The organism is Cellulomonas telluris, from assembly GCF_004886325.1.
GTDB classification, from domain to species: Bacteria; Actinomycetota; Actinomycetes; order Actinomycetales; family Cellulomonadaceae; genus Cellulomonas; species Cellulomonas telluris.
Genome location: NZ_QXFN01000004.1, coordinates 441,842 through 468,756, shown reverse-complemented (window position 1 = coordinate 468,756; position 26,915 = coordinate 441,842). Strand labels below are relative to the sequence as shown.

Genomic DNA, 26,915 nt, shown 5'->3' with positions numbered 1-26,915 from the left:
CGGTACCGGTGGGGGGTGCGTCGCCCGTCCGCGCGGGCCCGGCGGCGCGCGCGCCCGCGATGCGGCCCCCTGCCGACTACGGTGGTCCCGATGCCCCCCGCGATCCCACCCGCCGAGCGCCTGCTCAACCTCGTCATCGCCCTGGTCAACACGCCCGGGCGCATGACGAAGGAGCAGGTGCGCGCGTCCGTCGCGGGGTACCAGGACGCGACGTCGACCGAGGCGTTCGAGCGGATGTTCGAGCGCGACAAGGACACGCTGCGCGAGCTCGGCATCCCCGTGCTCACGGTCACCCACGCGGGCCACGGCGACGACGTGGGCTACCGCATCGACACCGAGCGGTGGTCGCTGCCGCCCGTCGAGCTCACCGCCGCGGAGCTGGGGGTACTGGCTCTGGCGGCCCAGCTCTGGCAGGACCAGTCCCTGCGCGCCGACAGCTCGCGCGCGCTCACCAAGCTGCGCGCGGTCGGCAGCGGACCGGAGGCCGGCGACCTCGTCGCCGGCCTGGCGCCCCGGGTGCGCGCCGGCGGGGACGCGTTCGCGCCACTCGTCGACGCCGTGCAGGCCCGGCAGGCGGTGCGGTTCACCTACCACGCCGCGACGACGGGGGAGGTGCGGGTGCGGCACGTCGAGCCGTGGAAGCTCCTGGCCCGCCGCGGCGGCTGGGTGCTGCTCGCGCGCGACCGGGACCGCGGCGCCAGCCGCTCGTTCCGGCTGAGCCGCATCCGCGGGACGGTCCGCGCGGTGGGGGAGCCGGGTGCGTTCGCGCCCCCGACCCCGGAGGAGCTCGCGGAGGCCTCCCACATGTGGGCAGGCGACGGCCCGGAGCGGCTCGCGCTGCTCGCCGTCACGCCGGACCGCGCCGGCGCGGTCCGGGCACGCTCCACGCAGGCGCCGCCGGACGCCGCGCTGCCGGCGGGGGCGGACGCGGTCCTGGCGGGTCGGGACCTCGTGGCCGTGCCCTTCCGGCTCGCATGGGAGCTCGCCGAGGAGCTCGTCGGGTACGGGGACGCGGTCGTCGTCCTCGAGCCGGCGGACGTGCGCGACGAGGTCGTGCGGCTGCTGCGCGTCGCGGCGCGCCTGGACGCCCCCGGCCGTGACGCGGCGGACCCCGCCCCGTCGACGACGCAGGAGGTGCGCGGTGCCTGAGCGCGCGAGCGACCGCCTCGTGCGGATGCTGGGCATGATCGCGTACCTGCAGCGGCACGAGGACGTGCGTGTCGAGGACGTGGCCGCGCAGTTCGGCGTGACGCCGGAGCAGGTCATGGCCGACGTCGACACGCTGTGGGTGACGGGGACGCCCGGCTACCTGCCGGACGACCTCATCGACTTCGACGCGGCGTCCTACGAGCAGGGCGTCGTGCGCCTGACGGAGGGCCGCGGCGTCACGCGGCCGCTGCGGCTCGGACCGCGCGAGGCGGTCGCGCTGGTCGCCGCGCTGCGGGCGCTCGCGGCGCTGCGCCCCGCGCTCGACCCCGAGCGGGCCGCGGTCCTCGACTCCGCGCTCGCGAAGGTCCAGGGGGCGGCCGGCGACGCCGCCGCCGGCGTGGACGTCGAGCTCCAGGTCAACGCGCGGCCCGAGGTGGTCGCGGCGGTCGGCGCCGCGCTGGCGGAGCGCCGCCGCCTGCTGCTGCGGTACGTCGACGCGTCGGACGTGACGAGCGAGCGCGAGGTCGACCCGCTGCGCCTGGTCACGCAGGACGAGCAGTCCTACCTCATCGCCTGGTCGCTCGAGGCCGACGCCGAGCGGCGGTTCCGCATGGACCGCATCGTCGCCGCGACCGTCCTCGACGCGCCCGCGACGGCGCACACCCTGTCGCCGGACGCCGACGAGTTCTCCCCGGACCCGAGCGCCGAGCTCGTGACGGTGCGGCTCGCCGGGCGCGCACGGTGGGTGGTCGAGTCGGTCCCCGTCGAGGCGACGCGTGAGCTCGCCGACGGCTCGTTCGAGGTCGACCTGCGCGTCGTGCAGCCCGCGTGGCTGCGGCACCTGCTGCTCCAGGCCGCGGACGAGGTCCGTGCCGTCCGTCCGCCGCACGTCGCCCGCGAGGTCGCCGACGCCGCGCGCGCCGCGCTGGCGGCGTACGCCCCGCTCCTGGGACCGTCGCCCGTCGACGCGCCCGCCGTCGACGCCGCCGCGTCCACGAAGACCGCCGAGGAGGCCTGAGAGTGCTCTGGACCGTCGTCTGGGTGGTGCTCGTGCTCGCCACGCTCGCCGGCGCGTTCCTGCTGGGACGCCGCCTGTGGCGCTCCGCGGTCGCGCTCGGCGCGGAGCTCTCGCGGGCCGGGGAGACGGTGGCCGCGCTGAGCGAGCGCATCGAGGAGCTCGAGGCGGTGGCCCGCGCGGCCCGAGGGCCCGTGCGGCCGGCGCTCGGGCAGGACGTCGAGGTGCTGGGCGCCCGCGTCCAGGAGCTGCGGGCCGGGCGGCGCGCGCGTCGCGCCGCCCGCCGGGACCGGCACCGGGCGACGGCGCGCGACGCCGTCGCGCGCTGGTGGGCCTGATCGTGCCCGCGCGCCGTCCCGTCGCGCGCCCGTCGTCCCCTCGTCACCCGGGCGTCACCGCACCGGCTGGGGCGAAGCGCTTCGACGCACCATGCGCACGGCGTAGACTGGCCCACGTCAACGCCGTCGATGGCAGGAGTGCGTCGTGCGTCCTCAGTTGAGCCACATCCTCATCGTGCTGGTGGTGGTCGTCCTGCTGTTCGGGGCCAACCGCCTGCCGGGCCTCGCGCGGTCCGTCGGCCAGTCGATGAAGATCTTCAAGAACGAGGTCAAGGACCTCGCGGACGACGACCGGCGTGACGCGGCCGCCCCGAAGCCCAGCGTGACCGGGCCCGCCGTCCCCGGGCCGGACCCGGTGGCAGACACGGCACCGCAGCGGGCCGCGGACACCCCGCCGGACCCCGCCGCACCGCCGCGCGCCTGACGCCGGCGTGAGCAGGTCCCCCCGCCGGTCCCGTGAGCCCGGCGGCCGGATGCCGCTGCGCGAGCACCTGCGGGAGCTCCGGCGACGGCTGGTCCTCATCGCCCTCGGCCTCGTGCTCGGCGGCATCGCCGGGTGGCTCCTCTACGAGCCGGTCTTCTCGCTGCTCCAGGAGCCGGTGCGCCAGGTCGCCGCGGAGCGCGACGAGGTCGTCACGCTGAACTTCGCCGGCGTCGCCACGGCCTTCGACATGCAGGTGAAGGTCTCGCTCTTCCTGGGCATCCTCATCAGCAGCCCGTGGTGGCTCTACCAGCTGTGGGCGTTCGTGACGCCCGGCCTGACCCGCCGGGAGCGCCTGTACGCCGTCGGGTTCCTCGCCGCGGCCGTGCCGCTGTTCCTCGCCGGCGCCGGGCTCGCCTGGCTCGTGCTGCCGAACGCGGTGCGCCTCCTGCTCGACTTCACACCCGAGGGCACGGCGAACGTGACCGACGGCCAGCTCTACCTCAGCTTCGTCATGCGGCTCATGCTCGCGTTCGGTGCGGCCTTCCTGCTGCCGGTGGTGATGGTCGCGCTCAACATGACCGGTCTCGTCCAGGCACGGACGTGGGCGCACGGCTGGCGGTGGGCGGTGCTGATCTCGTTCGTGTTCGCGGCCGTCGCCACCCCCACGCCCGACGTCGTCACGATGCTCGCCGTCGCGTTCCCCATGTGCCTGCTCTACGTCGCCGCGCTCGGGCTGTGCCTGCTGCACGACCGCCGGGTCGACCGCCGCCTCGTGGCGGAGGGTCTGCCGCGCCTCGACGGCACGATGCCCGGGGAGCGGCCGGGCGAGCGTGCCGACCGTGCCCCCCGCACGGGCGGTCCCGCCACCGACGCGGGGTGAGCGTCCTCGGACTGGTGGTCAACCCCGCCGCCGGAGGCGGGTGCGACGCCGGCCGGCGCACGCTCGCGCTGCTGCGCGCGGACGGGCACGACGTGCAGGACCTGTCCGCCCCCACCGCGGCGCAGGCCGCGGAGCAGGCGCGTGCCGCCGTCCGCGACGGGGTCGACGCGCTCGTCGTCGTCGGCGGTGACGGGACGGTGCACCTCGGGGCCGGCGCGGTCGTCGGCACCGGCGTGCCGCTCGGCGTCGTCCCGGCGGGCACCGGCAACGACGTCGCGCGCTCGCTCGGGCTGCCGCGCGGCGACGTCGCCGCCGCCGTCGCCGCGATCACCCGGGGCCTGAGCACGGGGCCCGTCGCCGTCGACGCCGTGCGGGTCGGCCCGCCCGACGGGGCGGAGCGGGCGTGGTACGTCGGGGTGCTGTCGTGCGGGCTGGACGCCGCCGTCAACGCGCGGGCGAACGGGCTGCGGTGGCCGCGGGGGAGCGCGCGGTACGTGCGCGCCCTCCTGCCCGAGCTCCGGACGTTCCGGCCGTACGGCTACCGGGTCACCTGCGACGGCACCGTGTGGGAGGGCGGCGGCACGCTCGTCGCCGTCGCGAGCACGCCGTGGTTCGGCGGCGGGCTGCACATCGCGCCCGGAGCCGACCCGGCCGACGGCCTGCTCGACGTCGTGCTCGCCGGTCCCCTCAGCCGCGTCGACGTCGTGCGGATCTTCCCCGGGGTCTACCGCGGCCGGCACGTGCGCGACCCGCGTGTGACGGTCCTGCGGGCGCGGCGGGTGCTCGTCGAGCCCCTCGCGCACGCGGGGCCGCCGCCGCCCGCGGCATTCGCGGACGGGGAGCCCGTCGGCCCGCTCCCGCTCGTCGCCGAGGTCGTCCCCGGGGCGTTGTCGCTGCTCGGCGCGAGGTCCGCGCCGTCCTGAGCCTAGGGTGGACGGGTGGCACGCTCGTCCCGCCCCCGCCCCCGTACCGACGAGACGGAGCTCTCGCCGGCCGAGCGCTACGCCGCGGCCCGTCGCCGCGCGAGCGCCGACCGCAGCGCGCTCGGCGAGTTCCGCTCGCGGCTCGACTTCCCGCTCGACGACTTCCAGGTCGACGCGTGCGTCGCCCTCGAGCGGGGCAGCGGCGTGCTCGTCGCCGCGCCCACGGGCGCGGGCAAGACGGTCGTCGGGGAGTTCGCGGTGCACCTCGCGCTCGCGTCGGGGCGCAAGGCCTTCTACACGACGCCCATCAAGGCCCTGTCGAACCAGAAGTACGCCGACCTGGCGCGCGTGCACGGGCAGGAGCGGGTCGGGCTGCTGACGGGGGACACGAACGTCAACGGCGACGCGGACGTCGTCGTCATGACCACCGAGGTGCTGCGGAACATGCTGTACGCGGGCTCGCCGGCGCTGGCGGGCCTGGGCTACGTCGTGATGGACGAGGTGCACTACCTCGCCGACCGGTTCCGCGGGCCGGTCTGGGAGGAGGTGATCATCCACCTGCCCGACGACGTGCAGCTGGTGTCCCTCTCCGCGACGGTCTCGAACGCCGAGGAGTTCGGCGACTGGCTGTCCACCGTGCGCGGCGACACGAGCGTCGTGGTCAGCGAGCACCGGCCGGTGCCGCTCGGCCAGCACGTGCTCGTCGGGGACGAGCTCCTCGACCTGTACGCCGGGCACGTCGACCCCACGGACCCGGGCGTCGACCCGCCCATCAACCCCGACCTCACGCACCTGCTGCGGCGGGCGTCCGGCGACGGGCGCGAGCGGCGCGGCCCGGGGGACCGGGGCTACCGGGGGCGCGGGCGCGGGGGTCCGGGCATCGGCATCCGGCAGGCGCCGCGCTTCGCGGTGGTGGACACGCTCGCCCAGGAGAGCCTGCTGCCGGCGATCGTCTTCATCTTCTCCCGCGCCGGTTGCGAGGCGGCCGTGCAGCAGTGCCTGTCGGCCGGGGTGCGGCTGACGACGCCGGCCGAGCAGGCCGAGATCCGCCGCGTCGCCGAGGAGCGCTGCGCGGCGATCCCGCCGGAGGACCTGGGCGTGCTCGGGTACGACGCCTTCGAGGACGCCCTCGCGCGCGGCGTCGCCTCGCACCACGCGGGCATGCTGCCTCTGTTCAAGGAGACCGTCGAGGACCTGTTCTCCCGTGGCCTCGTCAAGGTCGTGTTCGCCACCGAGACCCTCGCCCTCGGCATCAACATGCCCGCCCGGTCCGTCGTGCTCGAGCGGCTCGTCAAGTGGGACGGGTCGCAGCACGTCGACATCACGCCGGGGGAGTACACGCAGCTCACGGGGCGCGCCGGTCGGCGCGGGATCGACACCGAGGGGCACGCGGTGGTCGTCGCCCACACGGGCCTCGACCCGGTGCAGCTCGCCGGGCTGGCGTCGCGGCGGCTGTACCCGCTGCGCTCGTCGTTCCGGCCGACGTACAACATGGCCGTCAACCTCGTGGCCCAGGTCGGGCGGGAGCGGGCGCGCGAGGTCCTCGAGACGTCGTTCGCTCAGTTCCAGGCGGACCGCGGCGTCGTGGGGCTCGCCCGGCAGGCGCAGTCGCACGCGGAGGCGCTGGACGGGTACGCCGAGGCGATGGCGTGCGACCTCGGGGACTTCACCGAGTACGCCGCCCTGCGGCGTGCGATCGGCGACCGGGAGCGCGAGCTGACCAAGCAGGCGGCCTCGGCCCGCCGCGCCGACGTCGCCCGCTCCCTGGAGGGCCTGCGGCTCGGGGACGTGCTGGAGATCCCGGTGGGCCGCCGGGCGTCGTACGGCGTCGTGGTCGACCCGGGCGGCAAGCCGGGCTTCGACGGCCCGAAGCCGACGGTGCTGACGACGGACCGGCAGGTGCGCCGGCTCACCGTCGCCGACGTCGGCCCGGGTGCGCGCACCGTCGGCTCCCTGCGGGTCCCGTCGTCGTTCAACGTCCGCGTCCCCGCGGCGCGGCGCGACCTCGCGGCGCGCCTGCGCGGCTACCTCGACGACCTCGACCTCGTGCCGCCCGCCGGCCGGCAGGGCCGCCGCGACGCGCGCCGGACGGCGGCAGCCGACGACGCCGAGCTGGAGGCCATGCGCCGCCGTCTGCGCGCCCACCCGTGCCACCGCTGCCCGGACCGCGAGGAGCACGCACGCTGGGCCGAGCGCTGGCATCGGCTGAAGTCCGAGCACGACGCGCTCGTGGCCCGCATCGCCGGGCGCACCGGCTCCATCGCGGCCGTCTTCGACCGCATCTGCGACGTCCTGGTCACGCTCGGCTACCTCGAGCGCACCGAGCCCGCCGGCGGCTCCGGCACCGCGCTGACGGTGACCGACGCCGGACGCTGGCTGCGCCGCCTGTACGCGGAGAACGACCTACTGCTGGCCGAGTGCCTGCGCCGCGGCGTGTGGGACGAGCTGGACCCGCCGCAGCTCGCGGCCGCCGTGTCGGCCCTCGTCTACCGCTCGCGCCGGGACGAGGAGGTCGAGCCGCGCGTGCCCGGGGGACCGGAGAGCCGCCTGGGACGTGCGCTCGACGCCGCGGTGCGGGCGTGGTCGGAGCTCGAGGACCTGGAGCACGCGCACCGCCTCGAGACGATCCAGCCGCTCGACACGGGCCTCGTCGAGCCCATCCACCGCTGGGCCGCGGGCCGCAGCCTGGACGCCGTCCTGCGCGGCGGCGACCTCGCCGCGGGCGACTTCGTGCGGTGGGTCAAGCAGGTCGTGGACGTCCTCGACCAGATCGCCGGCGCGGCCCCCACGGCACGACTGCGCACGACGGCCGACCGCGCGGTGACGGCGCTGCGGCGCGGGGTGGTGGCCTACTCGGCGGTCTGAGGCCGGCGGCGGGCCTAGGGTGTGCGGATGTGACCTCGACCCTCTACCGGCACGGCGTCGTCCACTCCCCGTCGGACCCCTTCGCCGAGGCGCTCCTCGTCGAGGACGGCACCGTCGCCTGGCTGGGCTCGGACGACACCGCGGACGGACTGGTCGCCAGCGTCGACGAGGTCGTGGACCTCGACGGCGCGCTGGTGGCCCCCGGCTTCGTCGACGCCCACGTCCACGTGCTCGAGACGGCGTTCGCGGCGCGCGGCGTGGACCTGTCGCCGCGCGGCGGTGTGCACAGCCTCGCCGACGCGCTGACCGCGCTGTCCCGCGCCGCCGCGGCACGCGTGACCGGCGACCGTCGTCCCCTCCTGGGTGCGGGCTGGGACGAGCGGGAGTGGCCGGAGGGGCGGCCGCCGACGCGGGCCGAGGTGGACGCCGTGGCGCCGGGCCTGCCGGTGTACCTCGCCCGGGTCGACGTCCACTCGGCCGTCGTGTCGACCCCGCTCGCGGAGGCCGCCGGGCTGCGCGGCCTGCCGGGCTGGAGCGAGGACGGACGCGTCGAGCGGGACGCGCACCACGCGGCCCGCACGCTCGCCCGCCACGTCGACGGGGCCGAGCGCACCACGCTGTACCGGGAGGCGCTCACCGCGGCAGCCGCGGCCGGGATCGTCGCCGTCCACGAGCAGTCCGCCCCCTCGATCGACACGCGCGAGGGTCTGCGCGAGCTCCTCGCCCTCACCGCCGACCCCGCCTCGGCCCTTCCCCTGGTCGTCGGGTACCGGGGGGAGCGATGCGTCACCGTGGACGACGCGCGCGAGCTCCTCGCCGACCTGCCGGGCCTGACGGGCATCGGCGGGGACCTCAACGTCGACGGCTCGATCGGCTCGCGCACGGCCGCCCTGCGTCAGCCGTACGCCGACGCCCGCGACACCCGCGGCCACCTGTACCTGACCGCCGAGGAGATCGCGAACCACGTCACCGCGGTCACGCGCGCCGGTTCGCACGCGGCGTTCCACGTCATCGGCGACCGCGGGCTCGACGAGGTGCTGCTCGGTCTGCGCGCCGCGGCCGACGTGGAGGGCACCGCGGCCGTCGCCGGCGCCGGGCACCGGCTGGAGCACGCCGAGATGGTGGACGCCCCCTCGCTCGCCCAGATGGTGCTGCTCGGGCTCCGCCTGTCCGTGCAGCCCGCGTTCGACGCCGCATGGGGTGGCGCGGACGGCATGTACGCCGCGCGCCTCGGCTCGGGCCGCGCCGCGTCCCTCAACCCGTTCGCCGACCTCGCGGCGGCCGGGATCCCGCTCGCGCTCGGCTCCGACGCGCCCGTGACCCCCCTCGACCCGTGGGGCGGCGTGCGTGCCGCGGCGCACCACCACGAGCCGGACCAGCGCGTGTCGGTGCGCGCCGCGTTCCGTGCCGCGACCCGCGGGGGCTGGCGGCTCGCGCACCTGGACCACACGGGTGCCGGCGAGGTGCGCGTGGGGGCACCCGCGCACCTGGCGGTGTGGCGCGCGGAGCACCTCGTGGTGCAGGCGTCCCGCACGTCGACGTGGAGCGCGGACGCACGGGCCGGGTCCCCGCTGCTGCCCGACCTGTCGCCGGGCGCGCCCGCCCCGCGGTGCGTGCGGACGGTCCGCGCGGGGGTCGTGCTCCACGACGAGCTGGACTGACGACCAGGACGCCGCCTGGGCCGATCGGGTGAAATCGTCGTTTCACCCGAGGGCCCGGTGAGAGGTCTCCGTCACGCGCCCGCAACACGATGCACGACACGCGCGGCGACACGCCGGGCCGCCCGACGCGTACCCGACGAATCGGACCCGCCTGACCAGCGGTGAGGCCGCTGACCTGCTGGGACGCCCGTCTTGACACCTCGGGCGCGGGCGGGGGTAGGTTCACTGGTGGCTTGCCGACGTCGGCACCACAGGGGGGCCACCGACTTCTCGTCGGGTGCCGCTCGGCACGAGCTCCGGCCGGGCCCGCGCGCTCAACAGACAACGGCAGGACGCAGTCCTCGCCGGTACGAAGGGCGCGCGGGCCGGTCGGTCGGGGGCACCGGGCCGGGTCGGCCCACGAGGGACACCGCGGCCCGGTGCGTCCGTGACGCGCCTCACGGCCCGCGGCCCGACGGGGCCGTCAGGTCGCTGACGTACCCTGACGCGGTGCCCTTGCCACCTCCCGCCCGATGGGTGACGCTGCTCCTCGCGGCGGCGGGCGGGCTGCTGACGCGCACGGCGTTCCCCGACCCCGGCTGGTGGGGTGCTGCCTACGTCGGCGTCGCGCTCCTGTACCTGGCGCTGCGGCGCGACAGCGCCCGGTGGAACGCCCTCGTCGGGCTCGTCTGGGGCCTGGCCTGCTTCGGCCCGATGATCACCTGGGCGCACGAGGCCGTCGGGGTCGTCCCGTGGGCCGCGCTGACCGTGCTCGAGGCCGGCTTCGTCGCGCTGTTCGGCGCGGCCTGGGCATGGGCGCGGCGCGGCCACGCGGTGTGGCGCAGCGGCGCGTGGCAGCTCGCGGCGTTCGTGGTCCTGTGGGTCGGGGTCGAGGAGCTGCGCTCGGCGTGGCCGTTCGGCGGCTTCCCGTGGGGCCGCCTCGCGTTCTCCCAGGCCGACTCGCCGCTGGCCGCGTTCACGTGGCTGGGCGGCACCCCGCTGCTGAGCGCCGCGGTCGCGGCCGTCGGCGTGCTGCTCGCGCGGGCGCTGCTGGCCGCGCGGCGGGTGGCGCTCGGGCGGACCCTGGGCGCGCTCGCCGCGATCGCCGCGGTCGTCGTGGGGGCCCTCGCGGTCCCGCTCGACACGGGCGCGGAGGACGGCACCCTGCGGGTCGGCGCGGTGCAGGGGAACGTGCCCGAGCCGGGCCGTCTCGACGCCTTCGGGCAGCGGCGGCAGGTGCTGGACAACCACGTCGCCGGGACGCGCGCGCTGCTCGACCGCGTGGCCCCCGGCGAGCTCGACGTCGTCCTGTGGCCGGAGAACGGCTCGGACATCGACCCCCAGGTCGACGCCGAGGCGGCGGGCCTCATCGACGGCGCCGCCCGCGACGTGGGGGCGCCGTTGCTGGTCGGCACCGTCGAGTACCCGGAGTCGGGCGGGCGGTGGAACACCGCGGTCCTCTGGCAGGCCGGCACGGGCGTCGTCGCGACCTACTCCAAGCAGCGGCCCGCGCCCTTCGCGGAGTACATCCCGATGCGCTCGTTCGTCCGCCACTTCTCGTCGGCGGTCGACCTGGTGACGCGCGACATGCTGCCGGGCACGGAGCCGGGTGTCGTCCCGCTCGAGTCGCCCCGGCTCGGTCGCACCGTCGTGCTCGGCGACGTCATCTGCTTCGAGGTGGCGTACGACGGCCTCGTGCGCGAGGCGGTCCGCGAGGGCGGTGAGGTCCTCGTCGTGCAGACGAACAACGCGTCGTTCGGCTGGACCGACGAGTCGACCCAGCAGCTCGCGATGTCGCGGCTGCGCGCGATCGAGCACGGGCGGGCCACGGTGCAGATCTCGACGGTCGGTGTGAGCGCCGTCATCGCGCCGAACGGCGCCGTGACGCAGAGCACCGACCTGTTCACCGCGGCGCAGATGGTCGCGACGCTGCCGCTGCGCACGTCGCTCACTCCCGCGGCGCGGCTGGGGGAGTGGCCCGCGTGGGCGTTCGACGCACTCGCGCTGTGCGTGGTCGCGGCGGGCATCGCCGGCGCCCACCGGCTGCGCCGCGAGGACCGTCCCGACGCCGCCTGACGCCACGCCCGCCCGAGCCCGGACAGCACGACGCCCCCGGGTCGTTGTCACCGGGGGCGTCGGGGATCGCGGGGTCAGGCGCTGCGGCGCAGCTTGCCCGCCCGGAGCAGGTCGAGCCGCTCGTCGAGCAGCTCCTGGAGCTCGTTCACCGTGCGGCGCTCGAGCAGCATGTCCCAGTGCGTGCGCGGCGGCTTGCCGGCCTTCGCCTCGGGCTTGGTCGCGTCCCGCAGCAGGGCCTCGGCGCCGCAGCGGCACTCCCAGACGACCGGTACGTCCGCCTCGACCGAGAACGGCAGGATGATGGTGTGCCCGTTGGGGCAGTCGTAGTACGCCTGGAGACGCGGGGCGAAGTCGACACCCTGCTCCGTCTCCATGCTGTGGGACCCGATGCGCATCCCGCGCAGGGACCTGTTGGCCATGTGGGGACCTCCGTGCCGTTGTGCGGCCGTCGTGCCTGATGCTTCCTGGTGTCTCAACGGGGGCGTGGACGGCGATGTTCCTGCCCGCCGTGAAGGTCTGGTGAAACCACTCTGACCCAGGCACGCGGCGAGCGCGCGCGGAACCGCGTGGGACACCGGCCCCGCCGCCGCGCGGGCCCGGGTGCTGCCGGGCAGCGGCGACGGGCCGCGTCGCACGACGCGCCTGGCGCGACCGGGTCCGCGGGACGCGCCTAGGCTGCCGAGGTGACCATGACCTACCGCCGCCTCGGCGACTCCGGCCTGACCGTCTCCACCGCCGGCCTCGGCTGCAACACGTTCGGCGCCACGCTCGAGCCGGACGGCGTCGCGTCCGTGGTGCACGCCGCGCTTGACGCGGGCGTCACGTTCTTCGACACGGCCGACGTCTACGGCGGCACGCCGGGCCAGAGCGAGGAGCTGCTGGGTGCGGCCCTGCGGGGCCGCCGGGACGACGTGGTCGTCGCGACGAAGTTCGGCATGGACGTGCAGGGGCTCAACGGCGCCGACTGGGGCTCGCGTGCGTCGCGGCGGTACGTCCGCCGCGCCATCGAGGGCTCGCTGCGCCGGCTCGGCACCGACCACGTCGACCTGTACCAGCTGCACCGGCCCGAGCCGGAGACGCCCGTCGAGGAGACGCTCGCCGCGCTGCAGGAGCTCGTCGACGAGGGCAAGGTGCGGTACATCGGGTCCTCCAACTTCGCGCCCTGGCAGGTCGTCGACGCCGACTGGGCGGCCCGCACCGCGGGGACGACCCCGTTCGTGTCGGCGCAGAACCGGTACAACCTCCTGGACCGCGGGGCGGAGGCCGAGCTGGTCCCGGCGGCCGAGCACGTGGGCGTCGGCATCCTGCCGTACGTGCCGCTCGCGTCCGGGCTGCTCACGGGCAAGTACCGGCGCGGCGAGGGCGCACCCGCCGGCTCGCGCCTCGAGCGCATGCCGCAGCGCCTCCAGGGGGCCGACTTCGACCGCATCGAGGCGCTCGCCGCGCTCGCCGAGACCTGGGGCGTCGACCTGCCGACGGTCGCGCTCGGCGGGCTCGCGGCGCAGCCCGCCGTGGGCTCGGTGATCGCCGGCGCCCGCACCGCCGACCAGGTCCGCGCCAACGTCGCCGCCACGCTGTGGGAGCCGACGCTCGAGCAGCTCGCCGCCATCGACGACGCCTCACCCAGCCCCGCGGCCTGACGCGGTCCACCGGGCACGGGCCGGCCCCTGGCCGACCCGCGCCCGGGCGTCAGACGGCGAGCACGCGCGCGCGGTGCTCGCCGATGGCCACGACGGCGCTGACCGTCAGGTCGCGGTCGGTCGCCGCGAGCACGAGCGCGTGCGCCCACGCCCGCTCGAAGGAGCCCTGGTCCCCGCCGGCGGCACGCACCACCGCGACGACCGCGCTGCCCCCGGGCGCCTCCCGTTCGAGCACCGAGGCCAGCACGTGCACGACCTGGCGCGCCGCCGCCGGGTCGGGCCGCAGCGGTACCTCCGACAGCGGCAGCACGACGGGGAGCAGGCGGCGCTCCGCGTCCAGGAGCGCGAACCAGAGCGCCGGCGGCCCGGCGCGCTCGGGTCCGACGAGCCGGAGCATCAGGTCGAGCGCCGCGGCGGCGTCCGGCACGGCGACGCCCGGCGTGGCGGCGTCGGCCAGGTCGTCGTCCGGTCCGGACGCGGCCCAGGGGAGGGGGCCGGCTCCCGGTCCGCCCCGCGGGTGCGCCGGCGCTGCCGGGGCGCGGGACGGGGGACGGTCGGTGTCGGGTGCGCTGCCGGCCGGCTGCGGCTCGTCGGTGGCGGTGTCGGGGACGGTGTCGGGGACGGGGTCGGGCGCGTCGGCGCCGTGGGGATCGGTCATGGCGGGGGAGCGTCACGTGTGCTCGCCGGTGCCCGTCGGGGGTGCACCGTGCGGACGGGGACGAGGGGGTGCGAACAGCGGGCTGGGGTCGGCTCGGCGACGCGGGATGTCGGAGGGTGCCGGTACACCGGAGCCGTCCCGTCCCAGCGAGCAACCCGAGGAGCACGCCGTGCGCATCGTCGTCAGCACGCCCACCGGCCAGGTCGGAGCACGCGTCGTCAGCCGTCTGCACCGTGCGGGGGAGCGGCCCGTCCTGCTGGTCCGCGACCCCGACCGGCTCACCTCCGAGGTGCGCGCCCGGAGCGAGGTCGTCGTCGCCGACCTCGCCGACGCCGACGCCGTCGTGGCGGCGACGGCCGGCGCGGACGCCCTGCACTGGGTGGTGCCGTCGACGGGGGACGACCCGCTCGCCGCCTACGACGCGTTCGGCGCCGTCGCGGCGACCGCCGTGCGGACGAACCGGGTGCCGAGGGTCGTCCTGCAGAGCAGCGTCGGGGCCGAGGCGCGCGGCGGCTTCGGGGAGATCGACGGGCTCGGCCGCGTCGAGGAGCACCTGGACGGCACCGGGGCGAGCGTGACGCACCTGCGCTGCGGCTACTTCTTCAGCAACGTGCTCATGGACCTCGAGGCCCTGCGGTCCGGCGTCGTCGCCACCCAGCTGCCGGTGGAGCAGCGCATCCCGTGGGTCGCCCCGGACGACGTGGCCGACGTCGCGGCTCTTCGCCTGCTGTCGACCGCGTGGTCGGGACGCACCACGCAGGGCGTGCTGGGCCCCGAGGATCTGTCGGCGGGCGACGTCGCCCGCACGCTGTCCGAGCTCATCGGACGCGAGGTGCGCGCCGAGCAGGTCCCCGACGAGGTCGTCGCGGCGCAGCTGCGGTCGTTCGGCGTGCCCGAGCCCCGCGTGGACGCGATCGTCGGCATGGCACAGGGCTTCCGCACGGCGTTCGTCCCGGAGGACCCGCGCGACGACGTCAGCACCACGCCCACGACGTTCCGGGCGTGGGCGTCCCAGGAGCTCGTGCCGCTGCTCGCCGCAGGGTGAGCGGTGCCGTGACGCCTGCGGTCAGGCGGGTACGAGCAGCGGGACCGCGACCACGACGACGAGCGCGACGAGGAGCAGCAGCGCGAGGACCGCGACCAGCGCCGTCACGCCGGGACGGGCGCGCCAGGCGGCGACGAAGCGGGGATCGACCGCACGCAGCTGCGCGGGCGTGATCCGGTGCGGGAACGGGGTCACCGGCACACCGCGCGAGGCGAGGTCGTGCGCCAGCGAGGTGAGCTGCGCCTGGTCCCACATCGCGCCGACGAGGTGCACGAGCGGCCCGCTGCGCCCCGCGAGCACCAGGTGGTGGCCGGTCACGGCGCCCATCGGCATGTCCGTCACCATCGCGACGGCCGCCACGTCGGACGCGGTGAACCGCCGGTCGCCGCGGAACGACCAGACCGTGTACGTGCCGTCACCGAAGACGATCCGGGACCGGCGCGCCCTCACGATGGACAGCACCACGGCCAGCACCGTCAGGACGACGCCCAGGAGCACGTGGACGAGCCCCTGTGCCGTGCGGCCGGCGAGCAGCAGGAAGCCGCCGAGGCCGAGGCCCAGCAGCAGCCCCGGGACGACGGCCGGCGGCACGTTCGTGCGGATCACGCGGCGACGGGCCTCGGGCGTCAGAGTCAGCTCGACCACGCGCGCATCATGCCAGCGCCGGTCACGTCCGGACCCGACCCGCAGGCCTCGGACGCGCACCGTCCGCCGGCACGACCCACCCCGGAGAGCGACCGGTGCCGCCCCGGGGACGGGACCTGCCGCGGCGACCTCAGGCGAAGCCGCCGCTGCTGTGGAGCAGCTGTCCGGTGATCCAGCCGCCCTGGGCCGAGCAGAGGAAGGTCACGAGGTCGGCGGTGTCACTCGGCGTGCCGAGACGGCCCAGGGGAGTCTGCCGCGTGCCGGCAGCGCGTGCGGCCTCGGTCATCCAGCCGGTGTCGATCGGGCCGGGGTTGATGACGTTGGCGCGGACCCCGAGATGCGCGAGCTCGGATGCGGCGGCCAGCGTGATGCGGTCCAACGCGGCCTTGCTCGCGCCGTACGGCAGGTTGCCGACCGTGTGGTCGGACGTCAGCGCGATGACCCGCCGTCGTGCGTCCTCGCCCTCGGCGCGCTCCGCGAACGCACGGATGAGCAACCACGTGGCTCGGGCGTTGACCGCGAAGTGGCGGTCGAAGCTCTCGACCGAGGTGTTAAGGATCCCGCTGGCGACCGACTCGCAGTGACACATCACCAGCGCCTGCACCCCACCCAGGGCCTGCACGGCACCGTCGAGCACCTGGTCCGCAGCCAGCGGGTCCGCGAGGTCGGCCTCGATCGCCACCGCCTCCGCCCCGGCGGCGCGCAGCTCGTCGGCGATCGCGTCGGTGGCCCCCGGTTCACCGCCCCACGGCATGCGGGTGTCGTAGGCGGAGTAGTACGTGAAGGCGATGTCCCAGCCGCTCGCCGCCAGCCCGCGGGCGACACCGGCGCCGATGCCCCTGGTGCGGCCCACCCCGGTGATCAGGGCGACCGGGCGGCGACCGGCGTCGTCGTAATCCTGTGTCATCCGTCCAGTGTCGTCGGCACGCGCCGTGCCGGCGACGTCATTGGCGCGTCGCGACTCGGGAGGCCGCATGCACGACGAGCAGGTCGCGGGTGCAACGTCACGTGCACCACGAGCGAGCCTCACACGTCATCTCGAGCCCCGTAAAGGCCCGTGATGGGCGGCGTCCGGCACGTCGAGCCCCAGCTGAGAACCCCGTCTGCAGCCCCTCCGCGTAACGCCGATAATGTGCATTATGTCAGACCGACGGAACAGGCGCCCTGCGCAGCTGGCAGACCCGCCCTCCCTCGCGACCCGTCAGGGACTGGCCGCGAGCCCCGCCACGTCGACCCGCCGCTCGTAGCGCTCCTCGACGCGGTCCGGGTCGCGCGGCAGCGCCTGACGCTCGCCGGTGCGCACGAAGCCGGCACGCACGTACAGGTCGACGGCCGACGCGTTGTCCTCGACGACCCACAGCGAGACCGTGCGCGCACCGTCGTGCGCCGCGGCGCGCACGACGGCGTCGAGCAGCGACCACGCCACGCCCTGGCGGCGCACCTCCGGCGCGACCCACATCTGCTGCACGTGGCGGTCGTCCTCCGGCGAGCCCGGCTCCCGGATCATCGACACGAGCCCTCGCGGCGCACCGTCGTCGTCGACGGCCACCCACGTCGGGCTCGTGCGCAGGCGCATGCGCCAGTGCGACTCGACGAATCTCTCCTCGCGCGCGAGGGACGACCCGAACACCTCCGGCGACTCGCGCAGGGCCCGGAGCCGGACCTCGCGCACCAGCGCCCAGTCGTCCTCGACCACGGCTCGGATCTGCATCCCGCAAGGATGCCCTACCCGTGGGCCGGCGACGGTCAGCCGACCTCGCGCGCCGTCGGTCCGTCCTCGGGCCGCGACTCCCCCAGGCCGTCCACGGCCTCCAGGTCGGCGGCTGCCCTGCGCTCGTCCCCGTGGCCGGCAGGGTCCGGGCGGCTGCGCGCCAGGTCCGCCGCCTCCTCCTCGGGCCGCGGCGGGACCGTCTCGTCCTGCTCGAGCGTCGGCACGTCCGGGTTCTCGGTCACGGTGCGCTCCTTCCGTCCTGGGACGACGCTAGCCAGGACGACGGTCCGCGGCGACCGCAGCAGCACACCGGACCGACCCGCGCCCCGACCCTGCGCCGGCGACGCGACCCCGGGGGCCGCTCCCCCGCCGCTGCCGGCGTCCGGCAGGTGCTGGACGCGCCGTAACGGGTGCTGAGGCCCCCTCGCGCGGCGCCGCACGACGAGACGCGATGGACGACGCGCCCGCACGGCGTTTCGTGCGCGGTGCGGTGCCCGGCTACCGTGGCGCCCGTGCTGGTCCTCGGTGTGTGCAGCCTCAAGGGTGGTGTCGGCAAGACCTCGGTGACGCTGGGTCTGGCGTCCGCCGCCCTCGAACGGGGTCTGCGGACGCTCGTGGTCGACCTCGACCCGCAGGGTGACTCGACGATGGCGCTCGGGGCCGCCGGCGCCGCCCCGGGCGACGTCGCGTCGGTGCTCGACGCCCCGTCCGGCGAGACGCTCGCCGCCGCGACCGCGCCGTCGAGCTGGTCCGGGCAGGGCCTCGACGTGCTCGTGGGCTCCGAGCGCTCCGTGCTGCACGACCGGGTGGACGACGACGACCTCGACCGCCTGCGCTACGCGCTGTCGTGGCTGGACGGCTACGACCTCGTCCTGATCGACTGCCCGCCGTCGCTCGGCGGGCTCACGCGCACCGGGCTGACCGCGTGCGACCGCGCCGTGGTCGTCACCGAGCCCGGCCTGTTCGCCGTCATGGCGGTCGGGCGCGCCATGCGCACGATCGACGAGCTGCGCCGCAGCGCCGCGCCGGCCCTGCAGCCCCTCGGCATCGCGGTGAACCGCGTGCGGGCGCGGTCCGTCGAGCAGGCGTACCGGCTGCAGGAGCTCCAGACGCTCTACGGCCCCCTGGTCCTCTCCCCCAGCATCCCCGAGCGCGCCGCCCTCCAGCAGGCGCAGGGGGCCGCGCAGCCGGTGCACGCGTGGCCGGGCGCGGCCGCCGCGGAGCTCGCCGACGTGTTCGACCAGCTCCTGGAGCGCGCGCTGCGCGCACCGCGCCGCTGACGCGACGACGCCCCGCCCGGGTCGTCCTGGGCGGGGCGTCGGTGGCCGGTCGCTCGAGCGGTCGGTGCTCTCAGCCGGCGGACCGTGCCTGACGGCGCAGCGCGAGCTCGTCCTGGGGTGCGGACGGCGTCTCGCCGTCCTCCTCCACGCGCTCGGTCGGCAGCTCCGCGAGGCTGCCCTCGACCTCGCGCCAGACCCGTCCGACGGCGATGCCGAACACGCCCTGCCCGCCCTGGACGAGGTCGATGACCTCGTCCGCCGACGTGCACTCGTAGACGCTCGCGCCGTCCGACATGAGGGTGATCTGCGCGAGGTCGTCCACGCCGCGCTCGCGCAGGTGGGAGACCGCGGTGCGGATCTGCTGGAGCGACACGCCCGTGTCCAGGAGCCGCTTGACGACCTTGAGGACCAGGATGTCCCGGAAGCTGTACAGACGCTGCGTGCCCGACCCGGTCGCGGGGCGGATCGACGGCTCCACCAGGCCCGTCCGGGCCCAGTAGTCGAGCTGCCGGTACGTGATCCCGGCGGCGCGGCAGGCGGTCGGGCCGCGGTAGCCGGTGGCGACGTCGAGATCGGGCAGGTCGTCGTCGAACAGGAGGCCTTGCGCACGCTGGGGGACGGCGCCGGCGTTCTCGGCGGTCTCGTTGCTCACCACGGGTGCCTCCCTCGGCGTCCGCGAGGCGGGCGCGCTGTTCCTGATCTGCTGCAACGCTAGGCCTGCACCGACACGTCCGCAACGAGCACGGACGGCGTGTCGCGCGGTGCGTGTCTCAGGTTCACCCTGAGGTCGAAGGTTGTCCCGCGCCGTACCTCACGCGTCCCGCCCGCCCGGCTCCTGCCCCGGCTCGCGCCCGGTCTCGAAGTCCTCGGCGGAGACCTGGTCCAGGAACTCGCGGAACTGCGCGAGGTCCTCCTCGCTGCCGGCGGGCCGCACCTCGACGCCGGCCAGCGCGACGACCTCCGCCGAGCACAGCACCGGGCACCCGAAACGCAGGGCGACCGCGATCGCGTCCGACGCGCGCGAGTCCACGCGCTGCCCGCCACGCAGCACCAGCGCGGCGTGGAACACGCCGTCCTCGAGCCGGGTGATCTCGACGCGGGTCACGGGTGCACCCGCGGCGAGGAGCGCGTCGCGCAGCAGGTCGTGCGTCATCGGACGCGGCGGCACGATGCCCGCCTGCGCCGCCGCGATCGCCGACGCCTCGGCCGGCCCGATCAGGATCGGCACGAGGAGCGCCGAGTCGGGGTCGAGCAGGAGCACGACGATCTCGTCGTCGGCCAGGTGCGTGCGCACACCGACGACCTCCACCGGTACCAGCTCGGGATCGTCCGCCACGTGACCACGCTACGACGCCGTCGCTGCGGCGTCTGCCCCAGCGGTGAGGACGGCGCGTCGGGCGGCACCGCGGCTCAGGGCGCGAGGTCCGCGACGGACGAGCGCAGCAGGGCGGTGTGCATCTGCCCGCACAGCTCCCCCACCTCGGCCGCGAGCGTGCCCGCCCGGGCGCGCGCCGAGACGCTGCGCTGCCCGCGCCACGGGGCCACGACCTGCTCGACCAGGTCCGCCTGGCGGTCGGCGGCCGCACGGAAGGCGCGCAGGTGGCGAGGGTCGATGCCGTGCTCGCCGAGCGCCGCGGCGGCCACGACGACGTCCCGCGCCCACGCGTCGAAGGCGCCCCGGTGGTCCGGGCGCAGCACGCCCAGGGCCACCAGCTCCTCGACGAGGCCCGGTGCCACGCCCGCGTCCTGGGCGAGCCGCTCGGCCGTCATCCGTCCGGGCGTGCGGGCGACACCGTCGCTCGTGGCCAGGCGCGCGCGCGGCGGCGCAGCGTCCTCGTCCTCCGCGCCCGCGTCCAGGGCGGCGAGCCGCTCGCCGATCACCTTGAGCGGCATGTAGCGGTCGCGCTGCTGACGCAGCACGAACCGCAGCCGCTCGACGTCCGCCGGGGAGTACTGGCGGTACCCGGACGGCGTGCGCACCGGCGCGACGAGCCCCTGCTCCTCGAGGAAGCGCAGCTTCGACGTCGTGACGGCCGGGAACTCCAGGCGCAGCGCGGCGAGCACGTCCGAGATGCGCATGCTGGCGCGCCGGGAGATGCCCCGCGGCCACGGCTCGGGCGCCGTGCCGTCCTCCGCCGCGCGGACGTCCTCCGACGCGGCGCGTGCGCGGACCGCACGCGCCGCGGCACCGTCAGGAGGCGTCACGGTGGGGGCTGGGGTGGAACGTCATGCGGTACTTGCCGATCTGCACCTCGTCGCCGGCGCGCAGCACGGCCTGGTCGATGCGGCTGCGGTTCACGTAGGTGCCGTTCAGCGAGCCGATGTCGCGGACGACGAACTGGTTGCCCTCGCGCACGAAGTCCGCGTGCTTGCGGGAGACCGTCACGTCGTCGAGGAAGATGTCGGCCCGCGTGCTCCGGCCGGCGGTCGTCCGCTCGGCGTCCAGCAGGAACCGCGCCCCCGAGCTGGGACCGCGCTGCATGATGAGGAGGGCGGACGTCGGCGGCAGCGCCTGCACGGCGGCCGCCTCGTCCGCGGTCAGGCCCACGCGCGCCGGGGCCTCCTGGTCGACCGGCGCGAGCGATCCGAAGCTGACGGTCGTGTCCGGCCCGTCGCCGCGGTACTCCGGCAGTCCTCCGGCCGGAGCCTGTCGATCGTCGCTCATGTGCACCTCCCGTGTCGGATGCGGGCGCGTCGCAGCTCCCGCCTCGACCCAGCCGTCGCGGGTCTCACCCTATGTGGTGTCGGCACGTCCGTGCAGCACGGTGAGCACCTGGGCGAGTGACGTCGCGCCCGGAGCGCGACCAGGTCAGCCGGCGTCCGGGACGGGCGTCGCGTAGACGGGGTCCGGCAGCTGGCGCAGGGCCGTGACGTCGACCCTCTCCAGCCGGTCCACCGTCCCCCGGCCGCCGTCGCGGCGGACCGTCGCCATCGCACCCCCGGGGATCTCGAGCGCGGTGGCGATGGTGTCCGGGTCGCCGATGACGACCCAGCGGTAGGGCGGGGACAGGGTGACGCCGTCGAGCACGATCGCCCCCGCCGTCCCCGTGAACGCGCTGCTCGCCGTCACCCGCATGTCGTTCAGCTGCACCGCCTCCGCACCGGCGTTCCGCAGCTCCTCGAGCACGTGGAGCATCGTCGCGGGCTTGATGCCGGGTTCCGACTCGTGCAGCGTCACGTGCACGCCCGGTCCCGTCGCCGGCAGGCGTCCGGTGAGGATGCCCTGCGTGGCGGCGTTGCGCCGGGCCGCGTCCAGGGCGGCCTGCTGGCGGTCGGAGCCCGAGAGCAGCTCGTCGCGCTCGCGCTGCAGGTCGGCCGCCTCGCGGGCGAGCTCGTCGGCGCGCGTCGTCGTCTCGTCGAGGAGGCGGACCAGGTCGTCCTGCCGCAGGGAGCCGAGCTGCGCGTCGGTCGTCTGCCGGACCTGCACGACCAGTGCGAGGCCGAGCAGCGCGCACAGCGCGGCGGCGAGCAGCTGCCCGGACGTGATGCGGGGGCGCATCGCGTGCCGCAGGCGGCCCCACGCCGACCGACCGGCGAGGGCCGCCTCGGGCTGCGCCGGTGCTGCAACCCGCTCGTCGGCGCCGCCCACCGGCACGGCGTCCTCGTCCGGGCCCCGCGGAGCAGGCGGCACCGGGACGTCGGCGGCCGGGACGACGGGCGCGTGAGGGTCGGCGGCTGCCGGTGTCGTCCCGCCCGGGGTGTCGGCACCGTCCACCACGGAGGCCTCCCGCACGTCCGGGGGCGGCTCGTCGTCCGGCGTCGGGTCCACGTCCGGCGTCAGGTCCACGTCCGGTGTCGGGTCCACGTGCGGCGTCGGCGCGTCGTCGGGCGTCGGCTCCCCGTCGGCTGCCTCGCCGTCGGCCGCCGGCTCGCCGTCCGCGCCCGTCGCGGGGACCGCCGTCTCCTCGCCGTCGGTCGCGGGGGCGACGCCCGGCGCGTCGTCGTCCCCGCGCGGGCCGCCGCGGGAGAGGTCGCCGAGCCCGAGCGGGTCCTGCGGGTCGATGACGGGCGCGTCGGGGTCCGACGCGGGCTCCTGCGGGTCCCGCGGCTCGTCGTCCGCGGGGCCTGCCGGCCGGTGCTCGTCGTGCGTCATGCCTTGAACAGGTGGCGTCGGATGGAGGCGGCGTTCGAGAAGATGCGGATGCCGAGCACGACGATGACCGCGGTGGTCATCTGCGAGCCGACGCCGAGCTGGTCGCCGAGGAAGACGATGAGCGCCGCGACCACGACGTTCGACAGGAACGACGTGAGGAACACCCGCTCGTCGAAGATGCCGTCGAGGAACGCCCGCAGGCCGCCGAACAGCGCGTCGAGCGCCGCGACGACGGCGATCGGCAGGTACGGCTGCAGGTTGGCGGGCACCGTCGGCTCGATCAGGAGCCCGGCGACCACGCCGAGCACGAGCCCGATCACCGCGATCACGAGCCCTCCCCTCCGTCAGGACGGACCGACACTGCCACACCCGACGACGCAGGCCCAAGACCGGCTGCTCCGTCCGTGCCGGTCTCGCCCGCCGTCGGCGAGACCTCCTCGGACGCGGCGGCGTCCTCCGGCACCCGTGCTGCGCGCAGCGTGGAGGACCCCGACGCCGGCAGATCCAGCTTCGACTGCGCGCTGACGTCGACGCCGATGCCGTACGTCGAGCGCAGGAAGGCGAGGTGCTGGCCGGCGGCGCCCCGGGCCAGGCCCGTCTGCAGCGCGACCGCGTCCCCGATCGCCTCCACCCGGAACGGGCTGACGATCGGGCGCATGTCGACGAGGACCGCCGCACCCGCGCTGCGGATCGCGGTGGTCGAGGTCAGCCGGGCGTCGTTGATCGCGACCGCCTCGGCACCGGCCGCCCACAGGCCGTTCGCCAGCACCTGCAGGTCGATGTCCTGCACGCGCCCCTCCGGGTCCGGCTCCTCGCCCGCCGAGACCTGGGGGTCCGTCAGGACAATGCGCAGGCCGGGACCGGTGACGGGCAGCCGCCCGGCCGGCACGGCGTCCTGCTGGAGCTGGGCGAGAAGCGCCGGGTCCTCGCTGGACGCGGCCGCGGTCTGGAGGGCGGCGATCTCGGCCGACAGCCGGGCGTTCCCCTCCCGCAGCTCCTCGGCGCGGACCGTGCGCTCGCGGATCTCGTCCTCGAGCAGCGTGCGGGCCTCGACGACCGCGGGCGGCGGACGCCGCAGGGCGCTCGCCGCCGACGTGGCCCCCGCCCCCAGCACCACCGCGAGCACGAGGAGCGCCGCGGCGCCGCGGGCGGTCCGGCGCGGCGCGAGCCCGGCCGCCCGCCGGTCGGCGACCTCCTGGTAACCGGGGTCCAGCGGCCGTCGGTAGGTCTCGTTGATCAGCGTCATCGACGCGTCGGCGGCGCGGGCCGGCCCCGGCTGCGCGTGCCGCCGGTTCACCGCGTCGCCGCCCGCTCGAGCCGGCGCTCGCGGCGCAGCACCGACGCGGCCTGCACCAGGTAGAGCCCGCCGGCGAACCAGTACAGGGCCACGCCCCACACCGCGCACGCCCAGCCGAGGACGCCGGCGGCCTGGCCGAGGGCGGACTGCCACTGCGACAGCAGCAGCAGCGGGAACGCGTACAGCAGCACCATGGTCCCGGCCTTGCCCGCCAGGTGGACGCGCAGCGGCGGGTAGCCGGCACGCGCGAGGACGACGAGCATCCCGGCGAGCACGAGGTCCCGCGCCGCGAGGACGACGACCAGCCACACGGGCACGATGTCGCGCCACGCGAGGCCGACGAGCGTGACGAGGATGAACAGGCGGTCGGCGGCCGGGTCCAGCATCTGCCCGAGCCGGGTGACCTGGTGCATGCGGCGCGCCAGGACGCCGTCGAGCCAGTCGCTCGCCCCCGACACCGCCAGCACGAGCAGGGCCCACGCGTCCTCGCCGCGCGCGACCAGCACGGCGAACACCGGGACGAGCAGCAGCCGCACCAGGCTGATGACGTTGGGGACGGTGAGCACGCGCGCGCTGACCGCCGGCTCCTCCGCCACACCTTCCCCCGTCGTCGTCCTGACCGCGATCCTATGCGCACCTGCACGGACGCCCGTCAGCGACGCTCCGGCGGTGACCCGGACGGGCGGCGGACGGCGGGCGCCGGTGGCAGGCTCGGGGCATGAGCGCCGCCGTCGACCCGGACGTCGTCGACCGACTCCTGCGCACGCCCGCGACCTGGGCCGTGGTGGGCCTGTCGACGAACCGGGCGCGAGCCGCGTACGGGGTGGCCGCCTACCTGCAGCGCCTCGGGCACCGCGTCGTCCCCGTGCACCCGAGCGCGCCCACCGTGCACGGCGTGCGCGGCGTCCGCCGGCTGGACGAGCTGCCCGAGCCGCCCGACGTCGTCGACCTGTTCGTCAACAGCAGCATCGCGGGCGGGGTCGTGGACGAGGCCGTCGCGGTCGGGGCGCGTGCGGTGTGGCTGCAGCTCGGGGTCGTCGACGAGGCGGCGGCGGCCCGGGCGCGCGCCGCCGGTCTCGACGTCGTCATGGACCACTGCCCGGCGATCGAGGGGTCCCTGCGCGGGCTCGGCTGAGCCCTGTGCGCGAGGTCACCGCGGCCCGTTCCCCCGCCGGGGCGGTGGAACGGGTAACCTGGACGGGACATCAGGAGTCGTGTCGCGTCCCCGCGCGGGACGGTGAGCCCCTCGGGCCGCCGTGTGCCGCCGATGCGTGTCGGACCACCCGAGCGGTGGTCCAGGTGTGGGTTTACGGGGCGAGCGACGTCGAAGGACGCCTTCCGGGCGGCCCCCGTCTCCCCCCTCCGACCGAACGGTCCCCTTGTGAGCACCTCTGTGTCCTCTCCCCTGCCCACCGCCGAGTCCCCGAGCGGCCCGACGTTCGCCGACCTCGGCCTGTCCGACGAGCTCCTCACGGCCGTCACCGGCCTCGGGTTCACCTCGCCGACGCCGGTGCAGGCCGCCACCATCCCCGCCCTGCTCGAGGGCCGCGACGTCGTCGGCGTCGCCCAGACGGGCACCGGCAAGACCGCCGCGTTCGGCCTGCCGCTGCTGCAGCGCGTCGACCCGTCGCTGCGCGCCGTGCAGGTCGTCGTCCTGACGCCGACCCGCGAGCTCGCGATGCAGGTCGCGGACGCGATCACCTCGTTCGCCGAGCACCGCGAGGGCCTGCAGGTCGTCGCCGTGTACGGCGGCTCGCCCTATCTGCCGCAGCAGCGCGCCCTCGCGCGCGGCGCCCAGGTCGTCGTCGGCACGCCCGGCCGCGTCATCGACCACCTCGACCGCGGCACGCTGAAGCTGCAGGACGTGCGCTTCCTCGTCCTCGACGAGGCCGACGAGATGCTGCGCATGGGCTTCGCGGAGGACGTCGACCGCGTGCTGTCGCAGACGCCCGCCGGCCGGCAGGTCGCCCTGTTCTCGGCCACGATGCCCGCGCCCATCCGCCGGGTCGCCGACCAGCACCTGACGAATCCGGTCGAGGTCGCCGTCGCCCGGCAGTCCTCGACGGTCACCGCGATCACTCAGCAGTACGCGGTCGTGCCGCACCGGCACAAGGCGGGGGCGCTCGCACGGGTCCTCGCGGTCAGCGACGCCGACGCCGCGATCGTCTTCGTCCGCACCCGGGAGGCCGCGGAGGAGGTCGGGAACCTGCTCGTGCAGCGGCAGATCGCCGCCGCGCACATCTCCGGGGACGTCGCCCAGGCCGACCGCGAGCGGATCGTGGACCGGCTGCGCAGCGGCGCCCTCGACGTCCTCGTGGCCACGGACGTCGCGGCCCGCGGGCTCGACGTCGAGCGGATCGGGCTCGTGGTCAACATGGACGTCCCGCGCGAGGCGGAGACGTACGTGCACCGCATCGGCCGCACGGGCCGCGCCGGCCGCACGGGCGCGGCGCTCACGTTCGTGACGCCGGCCGAGCGCGGCAAGCTGCGCCAGATCGAGCGCACGACGCGCACCCCGCTCGTCGAGACGACGATCCCGTCGCCCGCGGAGGTCTCGGCGCACCGCGTCGCGCGCCTGCTGGGCCGCACGCCCGAGCGTCTGGCCGCGGGCCGGCTCGAGCTGTACCGCGACGCCATCGGCGCGCACCTGGCCGAGAACCCCGAGGTCGACGTGACCGACCTGCTCGCCGCGGTCGCCGCGCTCGCCGTCGGCGACGAGGGCCCCGCCCCCCGCACGGCGGAGGGCGACGACCTCGACGACGCGGTGCGGCGCGCCCGGGAGACGCCGGACGACGGCCGCGGGTCGGCGACCGGGCACGGCACTGCGGGTCGCCGGCGCGCGACCCCGGGCGGGCCGAGCGGACGGCCGCGGTACCGCGTGGCGGTCGGCCACCGGGACGGCATCCAGGCCGGCCAGCTGGTCGGCGCGCTCACCGGCGAGGGGGGCCTGCAGGGGTCCGACGTCGGCCGCATCGACATCTTCCACACGTTCGCGCTCGTGGACATCCCCGACGGCCTGTCGCCGGAGGCGGTGGACCGCATCGGTCGCGCCCGGGTCGCCGGGCGCCCGCTGCGGATCCGCGTCGACACCGGTCCGCGCGCCGACCGTCACCCGAGCCGCGGCGAGAAGGTCCGTCGCACGCACGCCTGACGCACGCACGCCCGGCGCACGCACGCACCACGGCCCGGCGACCCTCGAGGGTCGCCGGGCCGTGGCGTGTCCGGGTGGCGTGTCC

General features: G+C 76.2%; 28 protein-coding genes. 14 read left to right on the top strand and 14 right to left on the bottom strand.

The window, feature by feature from the left end:
- Window positions 1-90 precede the first annotated feature (90 nt).
- From FB586_RS14355 to lnt, 9 genes are all read left to right on the top strand, one after another.
- Entirely contained in the window at window positions 91-1,149 is a 1,059-nt protein-coding gene (locus FB586_RS14355) for a helix-turn-helix transcriptional regulator (RefSeq protein ID WP_136520003.1), read from the top strand.
- Window positions 1,142-2,167: a helix-turn-helix transcriptional regulator gene (locus FB586_RS14350; RefSeq protein WP_136520002.1), complete on the top strand. Its 1,026-nt coding sequence runs from the start codon at window positions 1,142-1,144 to the stop codon at window positions 2,165-2,167. Before FB586_RS14355 ends, FB586_RS14350 begins: the two co-directional genes overlap by 8 nt.
- 2 nt (window positions 2,168-2,169) lie before the next feature.
- On the top strand, window positions 2,170-2,502 hold the full coding sequence (locus FB586_RS14345) for a hypothetical protein (RefSeq protein WP_136520001.1): 333 nt from the start codon (window positions 2,170-2,172) through the stop codon (window positions 2,500-2,502).
- A 145-nt stretch (window positions 2,503-2,647) separates the two neighbouring features.
- Window positions 2,648-2,926, top strand: coding sequence for a Sec-independent protein translocase subunit TatA (gene tatA / locus FB586_RS14340; RefSeq protein ID WP_136520000.1), 279 nt, complete (start codon window positions 2,648-2,650; stop codon window positions 2,924-2,926).
- Window positions 2,927-2,975: 49 nt separating this feature from the next.
- Window positions 2,976-3,806, top strand: coding sequence for a twin-arginine translocase subunit TatC (gene tatC, locus FB586_RS14335; RefSeq protein WP_136520254.1), 831 nt, complete (start codon window positions 2,976-2,978; stop codon window positions 3,804-3,806).
- Entirely contained in the window at window positions 3,803-4,729 is a 927-nt protein-coding gene (locus FB586_RS14330; RefSeq protein ID WP_136519999.1) for a diacylglycerol/lipid kinase family protein, read from the top strand. The genes tatC and FB586_RS14330 overlap by 4 nt, the downstream gene beginning before the upstream one ends.
- A gap of 15 nt (window positions 4,730-4,744) precedes the next feature.
- Entirely contained in the window at window positions 4,745-7,594 is a 2,850-nt protein-coding gene (locus FB586_RS14325) for a DEAD/DEAH box helicase (protein WP_136519998.1), read from the top strand.
- Between the two features lie 29 nt (window positions 7,595-7,623).
- Window positions 7,624-9,255 (top strand): amidohydrolase, encoded by a 1,632-nt coding sequence (locus tag FB586_RS14320; protein ID WP_136519997.1) that lies wholly within the window; start codon window positions 7,624-7,626, stop codon window positions 9,253-9,255.
- A gap of 489 nt (window positions 9,256-9,744) precedes the next feature.
- Complete coding sequence (gene lnt / locus FB586_RS14315; RefSeq protein ID WP_246036776.1) at window positions 9,745-11,310, top strand: apolipoprotein N-acyltransferase; 1,566 nt, start codon at window positions 9,745-9,747, stop codon at window positions 11,308-11,310.
- Between the two features lie 74 nt (window positions 11,311-11,384).
- Here the strand turns inward: lnt and FB586_RS14310 are convergent, their stop codons facing one another.
- Entirely contained in the window at window positions 11,385-11,729 is a 345-nt protein-coding gene (locus FB586_RS14310; protein ID WP_136519996.1) for an RNA polymerase-binding protein RbpA, read from the bottom strand.
- 270 nt (window positions 11,730-11,999) lie between these two features.
- On the opposite strand from FB586_RS14310, the gene FB586_RS14305 reads away from it, so the two are divergent.
- On the top strand, window positions 12,000-12,950 hold the full coding sequence (locus FB586_RS14305) for an aldo/keto reductase (RefSeq protein WP_136520252.1): 951 nt from the start codon (window positions 12,000-12,002) through the stop codon (window positions 12,948-12,950).
- A gap of 49 nt (window positions 12,951-12,999) precedes the next feature.
- Here the strand turns inward: FB586_RS14305 and FB586_RS14300 are convergent, their stop codons facing one another.
- Window positions 13,000-13,608 carry a hypothetical protein gene (locus tag FB586_RS14300; RefSeq protein ID WP_136519995.1) on the bottom strand — a complete coding sequence of 203 codons (609 nt, stop codon included), beginning with the start codon at window positions 13,606-13,608 and terminating at the stop codon, window positions 13,000-13,002.
- 169 nt (window positions 13,609-13,777) lie between these two features.
- Between FB586_RS14300 and FB586_RS14295 the strand changes: the two genes are divergently transcribed.
- Window positions 13,778-14,653 (top strand): NAD(P)H-binding protein, encoded by an 876-nt coding sequence (locus FB586_RS14295; protein ID WP_136519994.1) that lies wholly within the window; start codon window positions 13,778-13,780, stop codon window positions 14,651-14,653.
- 21 nt (window positions 14,654-14,674) lie between these two features.
- On the opposite strand, the gene FB586_RS14290 is transcribed toward FB586_RS14295, so the two are convergent.
- The 4 genes from FB586_RS14290 to FB586_RS14275 all read right to left on the bottom strand — a co-directional run bounded on the left by FB586_RS14290 (window position 14,675) and on the right by FB586_RS14275 (window position 17,251).
- Window positions 14,675-15,298 carry a hypothetical protein gene (locus FB586_RS14290; protein WP_136519993.1) on the bottom strand — a complete coding sequence of 208 codons (624 nt, stop codon included), beginning with the start codon at window positions 15,296-15,298 and terminating at the stop codon, window positions 14,675-14,677.
- A gap of 130 nt (window positions 15,299-15,428) precedes the next feature.
- On the bottom strand, window positions 15,429-16,205 hold the full coding sequence (locus FB586_RS14285; protein ID WP_136519992.1) for an SDR family oxidoreductase: 777 nt from the start codon (window positions 16,203-16,205) through the stop codon (window positions 15,429-15,431).
- Window positions 16,206-16,499: 294 nt separating this feature from the next.
- Window positions 16,500-17,009: a GNAT family N-acetyltransferase gene (locus FB586_RS14280; RefSeq protein ID WP_136519991.1), complete on the bottom strand. Its 510-nt coding sequence runs from the start codon at window positions 17,007-17,009 to the stop codon at window positions 16,500-16,502.
- Between the two features lie 35 nt (window positions 17,010-17,044).
- Complete coding sequence (locus FB586_RS14275; RefSeq protein WP_136519990.1) at window positions 17,045-17,251, bottom strand: hypothetical protein; 207 nt, start codon at window positions 17,249-17,251, stop codon at window positions 17,045-17,047.
- Between the two features lie 270 nt (window positions 17,252-17,521).
- Between FB586_RS14275 and FB586_RS14270 the strand changes: the two genes are divergently transcribed.
- Window positions 17,522-18,289 carry a ParA family protein gene (locus FB586_RS14270; protein ID WP_136519989.1) on the top strand — a complete coding sequence of 256 codons (768 nt, stop codon included), beginning with the start codon at window positions 17,522-17,524 and terminating at the stop codon, window positions 18,287-18,289.
- Between the two features lie 70 nt (window positions 18,290-18,359).
- Here the strand turns inward: FB586_RS14270 and FB586_RS14265 are convergent, their stop codons facing one another.
- The 8 genes from FB586_RS14265 to clsA all read right to left on the bottom strand — a co-directional run bounded on the left by FB586_RS14265 (window position 18,360) and on the right by clsA (window position 24,275).
- Window positions 18,360-18,944, bottom strand: coding sequence for a MerR family transcriptional regulator (locus tag FB586_RS14265; RefSeq protein WP_136519988.1), 585 nt, complete (start codon window positions 18,942-18,944; stop codon window positions 18,360-18,362).
- Between the two features lie 156 nt (window positions 18,945-19,100).
- Window positions 19,101-19,625, bottom strand: coding sequence for a bifunctional nuclease family protein (locus tag FB586_RS14260; protein WP_246036775.1), 525 nt, complete (start codon window positions 19,623-19,625; stop codon window positions 19,101-19,103).
- A gap of 74 nt (window positions 19,626-19,699) precedes the next feature.
- Window positions 19,700-20,494: a transcriptional regulator FtsR gene (ftsR, locus tag FB586_RS14255; RefSeq protein ID WP_306419167.1), complete on the bottom strand. Its 795-nt coding sequence runs from the start codon at window positions 20,492-20,494 to the stop codon at window positions 19,700-19,702.
- Window positions 20,481-20,954 carry an FHA domain-containing protein gene (locus FB586_RS14250; protein ID WP_136519987.1) on the bottom strand — a complete coding sequence of 158 codons (474 nt, stop codon included), beginning with the start codon at window positions 20,952-20,954 and terminating at the stop codon, window positions 20,481-20,483. The genes ftsR and FB586_RS14250 overlap by 14 nt, the downstream gene beginning before the upstream one ends.
- Before the next feature lie 144 nt (window positions 20,955-21,098).
- A complete protein-coding gene (locus FB586_RS14245) occupies window positions 21,099-22,382 on the bottom strand; it encodes a DUF881 domain-containing protein (protein ID WP_168800566.1) in 1,284 nt (427 codons plus the stop codon).
- Window positions 22,379-22,711, bottom strand: a complete 333-nt coding sequence (locus FB586_RS14235; protein WP_136519984.1) for a small basic family protein — start codon at window positions 22,709-22,711, stop codon at window positions 22,379-22,381. Before FB586_RS14235 ends, FB586_RS14245 begins: the two co-directional genes overlap by 4 nt.
- Window positions 22,708-23,628 (bottom strand): DUF881 domain-containing protein, encoded by a 921-nt coding sequence (locus FB586_RS14230; protein ID WP_136519983.1) that lies wholly within the window; start codon window positions 23,626-23,628, stop codon window positions 22,708-22,710. Before FB586_RS14230 ends, FB586_RS14235 begins: the two co-directional genes overlap by 4 nt.
- A gap of 47 nt (window positions 23,629-23,675) precedes the next feature.
- Entirely contained in the window at window positions 23,676-24,275 is a 600-nt protein-coding gene (gene clsA / locus FB586_RS14225) for a cardiolipin synthase ClsA (RefSeq protein WP_136519982.1), read from the bottom strand.
- Window positions 24,276-24,397: 122 nt separating this feature from the next.
- Here clsA and FB586_RS14220 point away from each other — a divergent pair, with 122 nt between their 5' ends.
- Together FB586_RS14220 and FB586_RS14215 are read left to right on the top strand one after the other, a co-directional pair.
- Window positions 24,398-24,814: a CoA-binding protein gene (locus FB586_RS14220; protein WP_136519981.1), complete on the top strand. Its 417-nt coding sequence runs from the start codon at window positions 24,398-24,400 to the stop codon at window positions 24,812-24,814.
- Between the two features lie 246 nt (window positions 24,815-25,060).
- Window positions 25,061-26,830, top strand: a complete 1,770-nt coding sequence (locus FB586_RS14215) for a DEAD/DEAH box helicase (protein WP_246036774.1) — start codon at window positions 25,061-25,063, stop codon at window positions 26,828-26,830.
- Window positions 26,831-26,915: the final 85 nt, after the last annotated feature.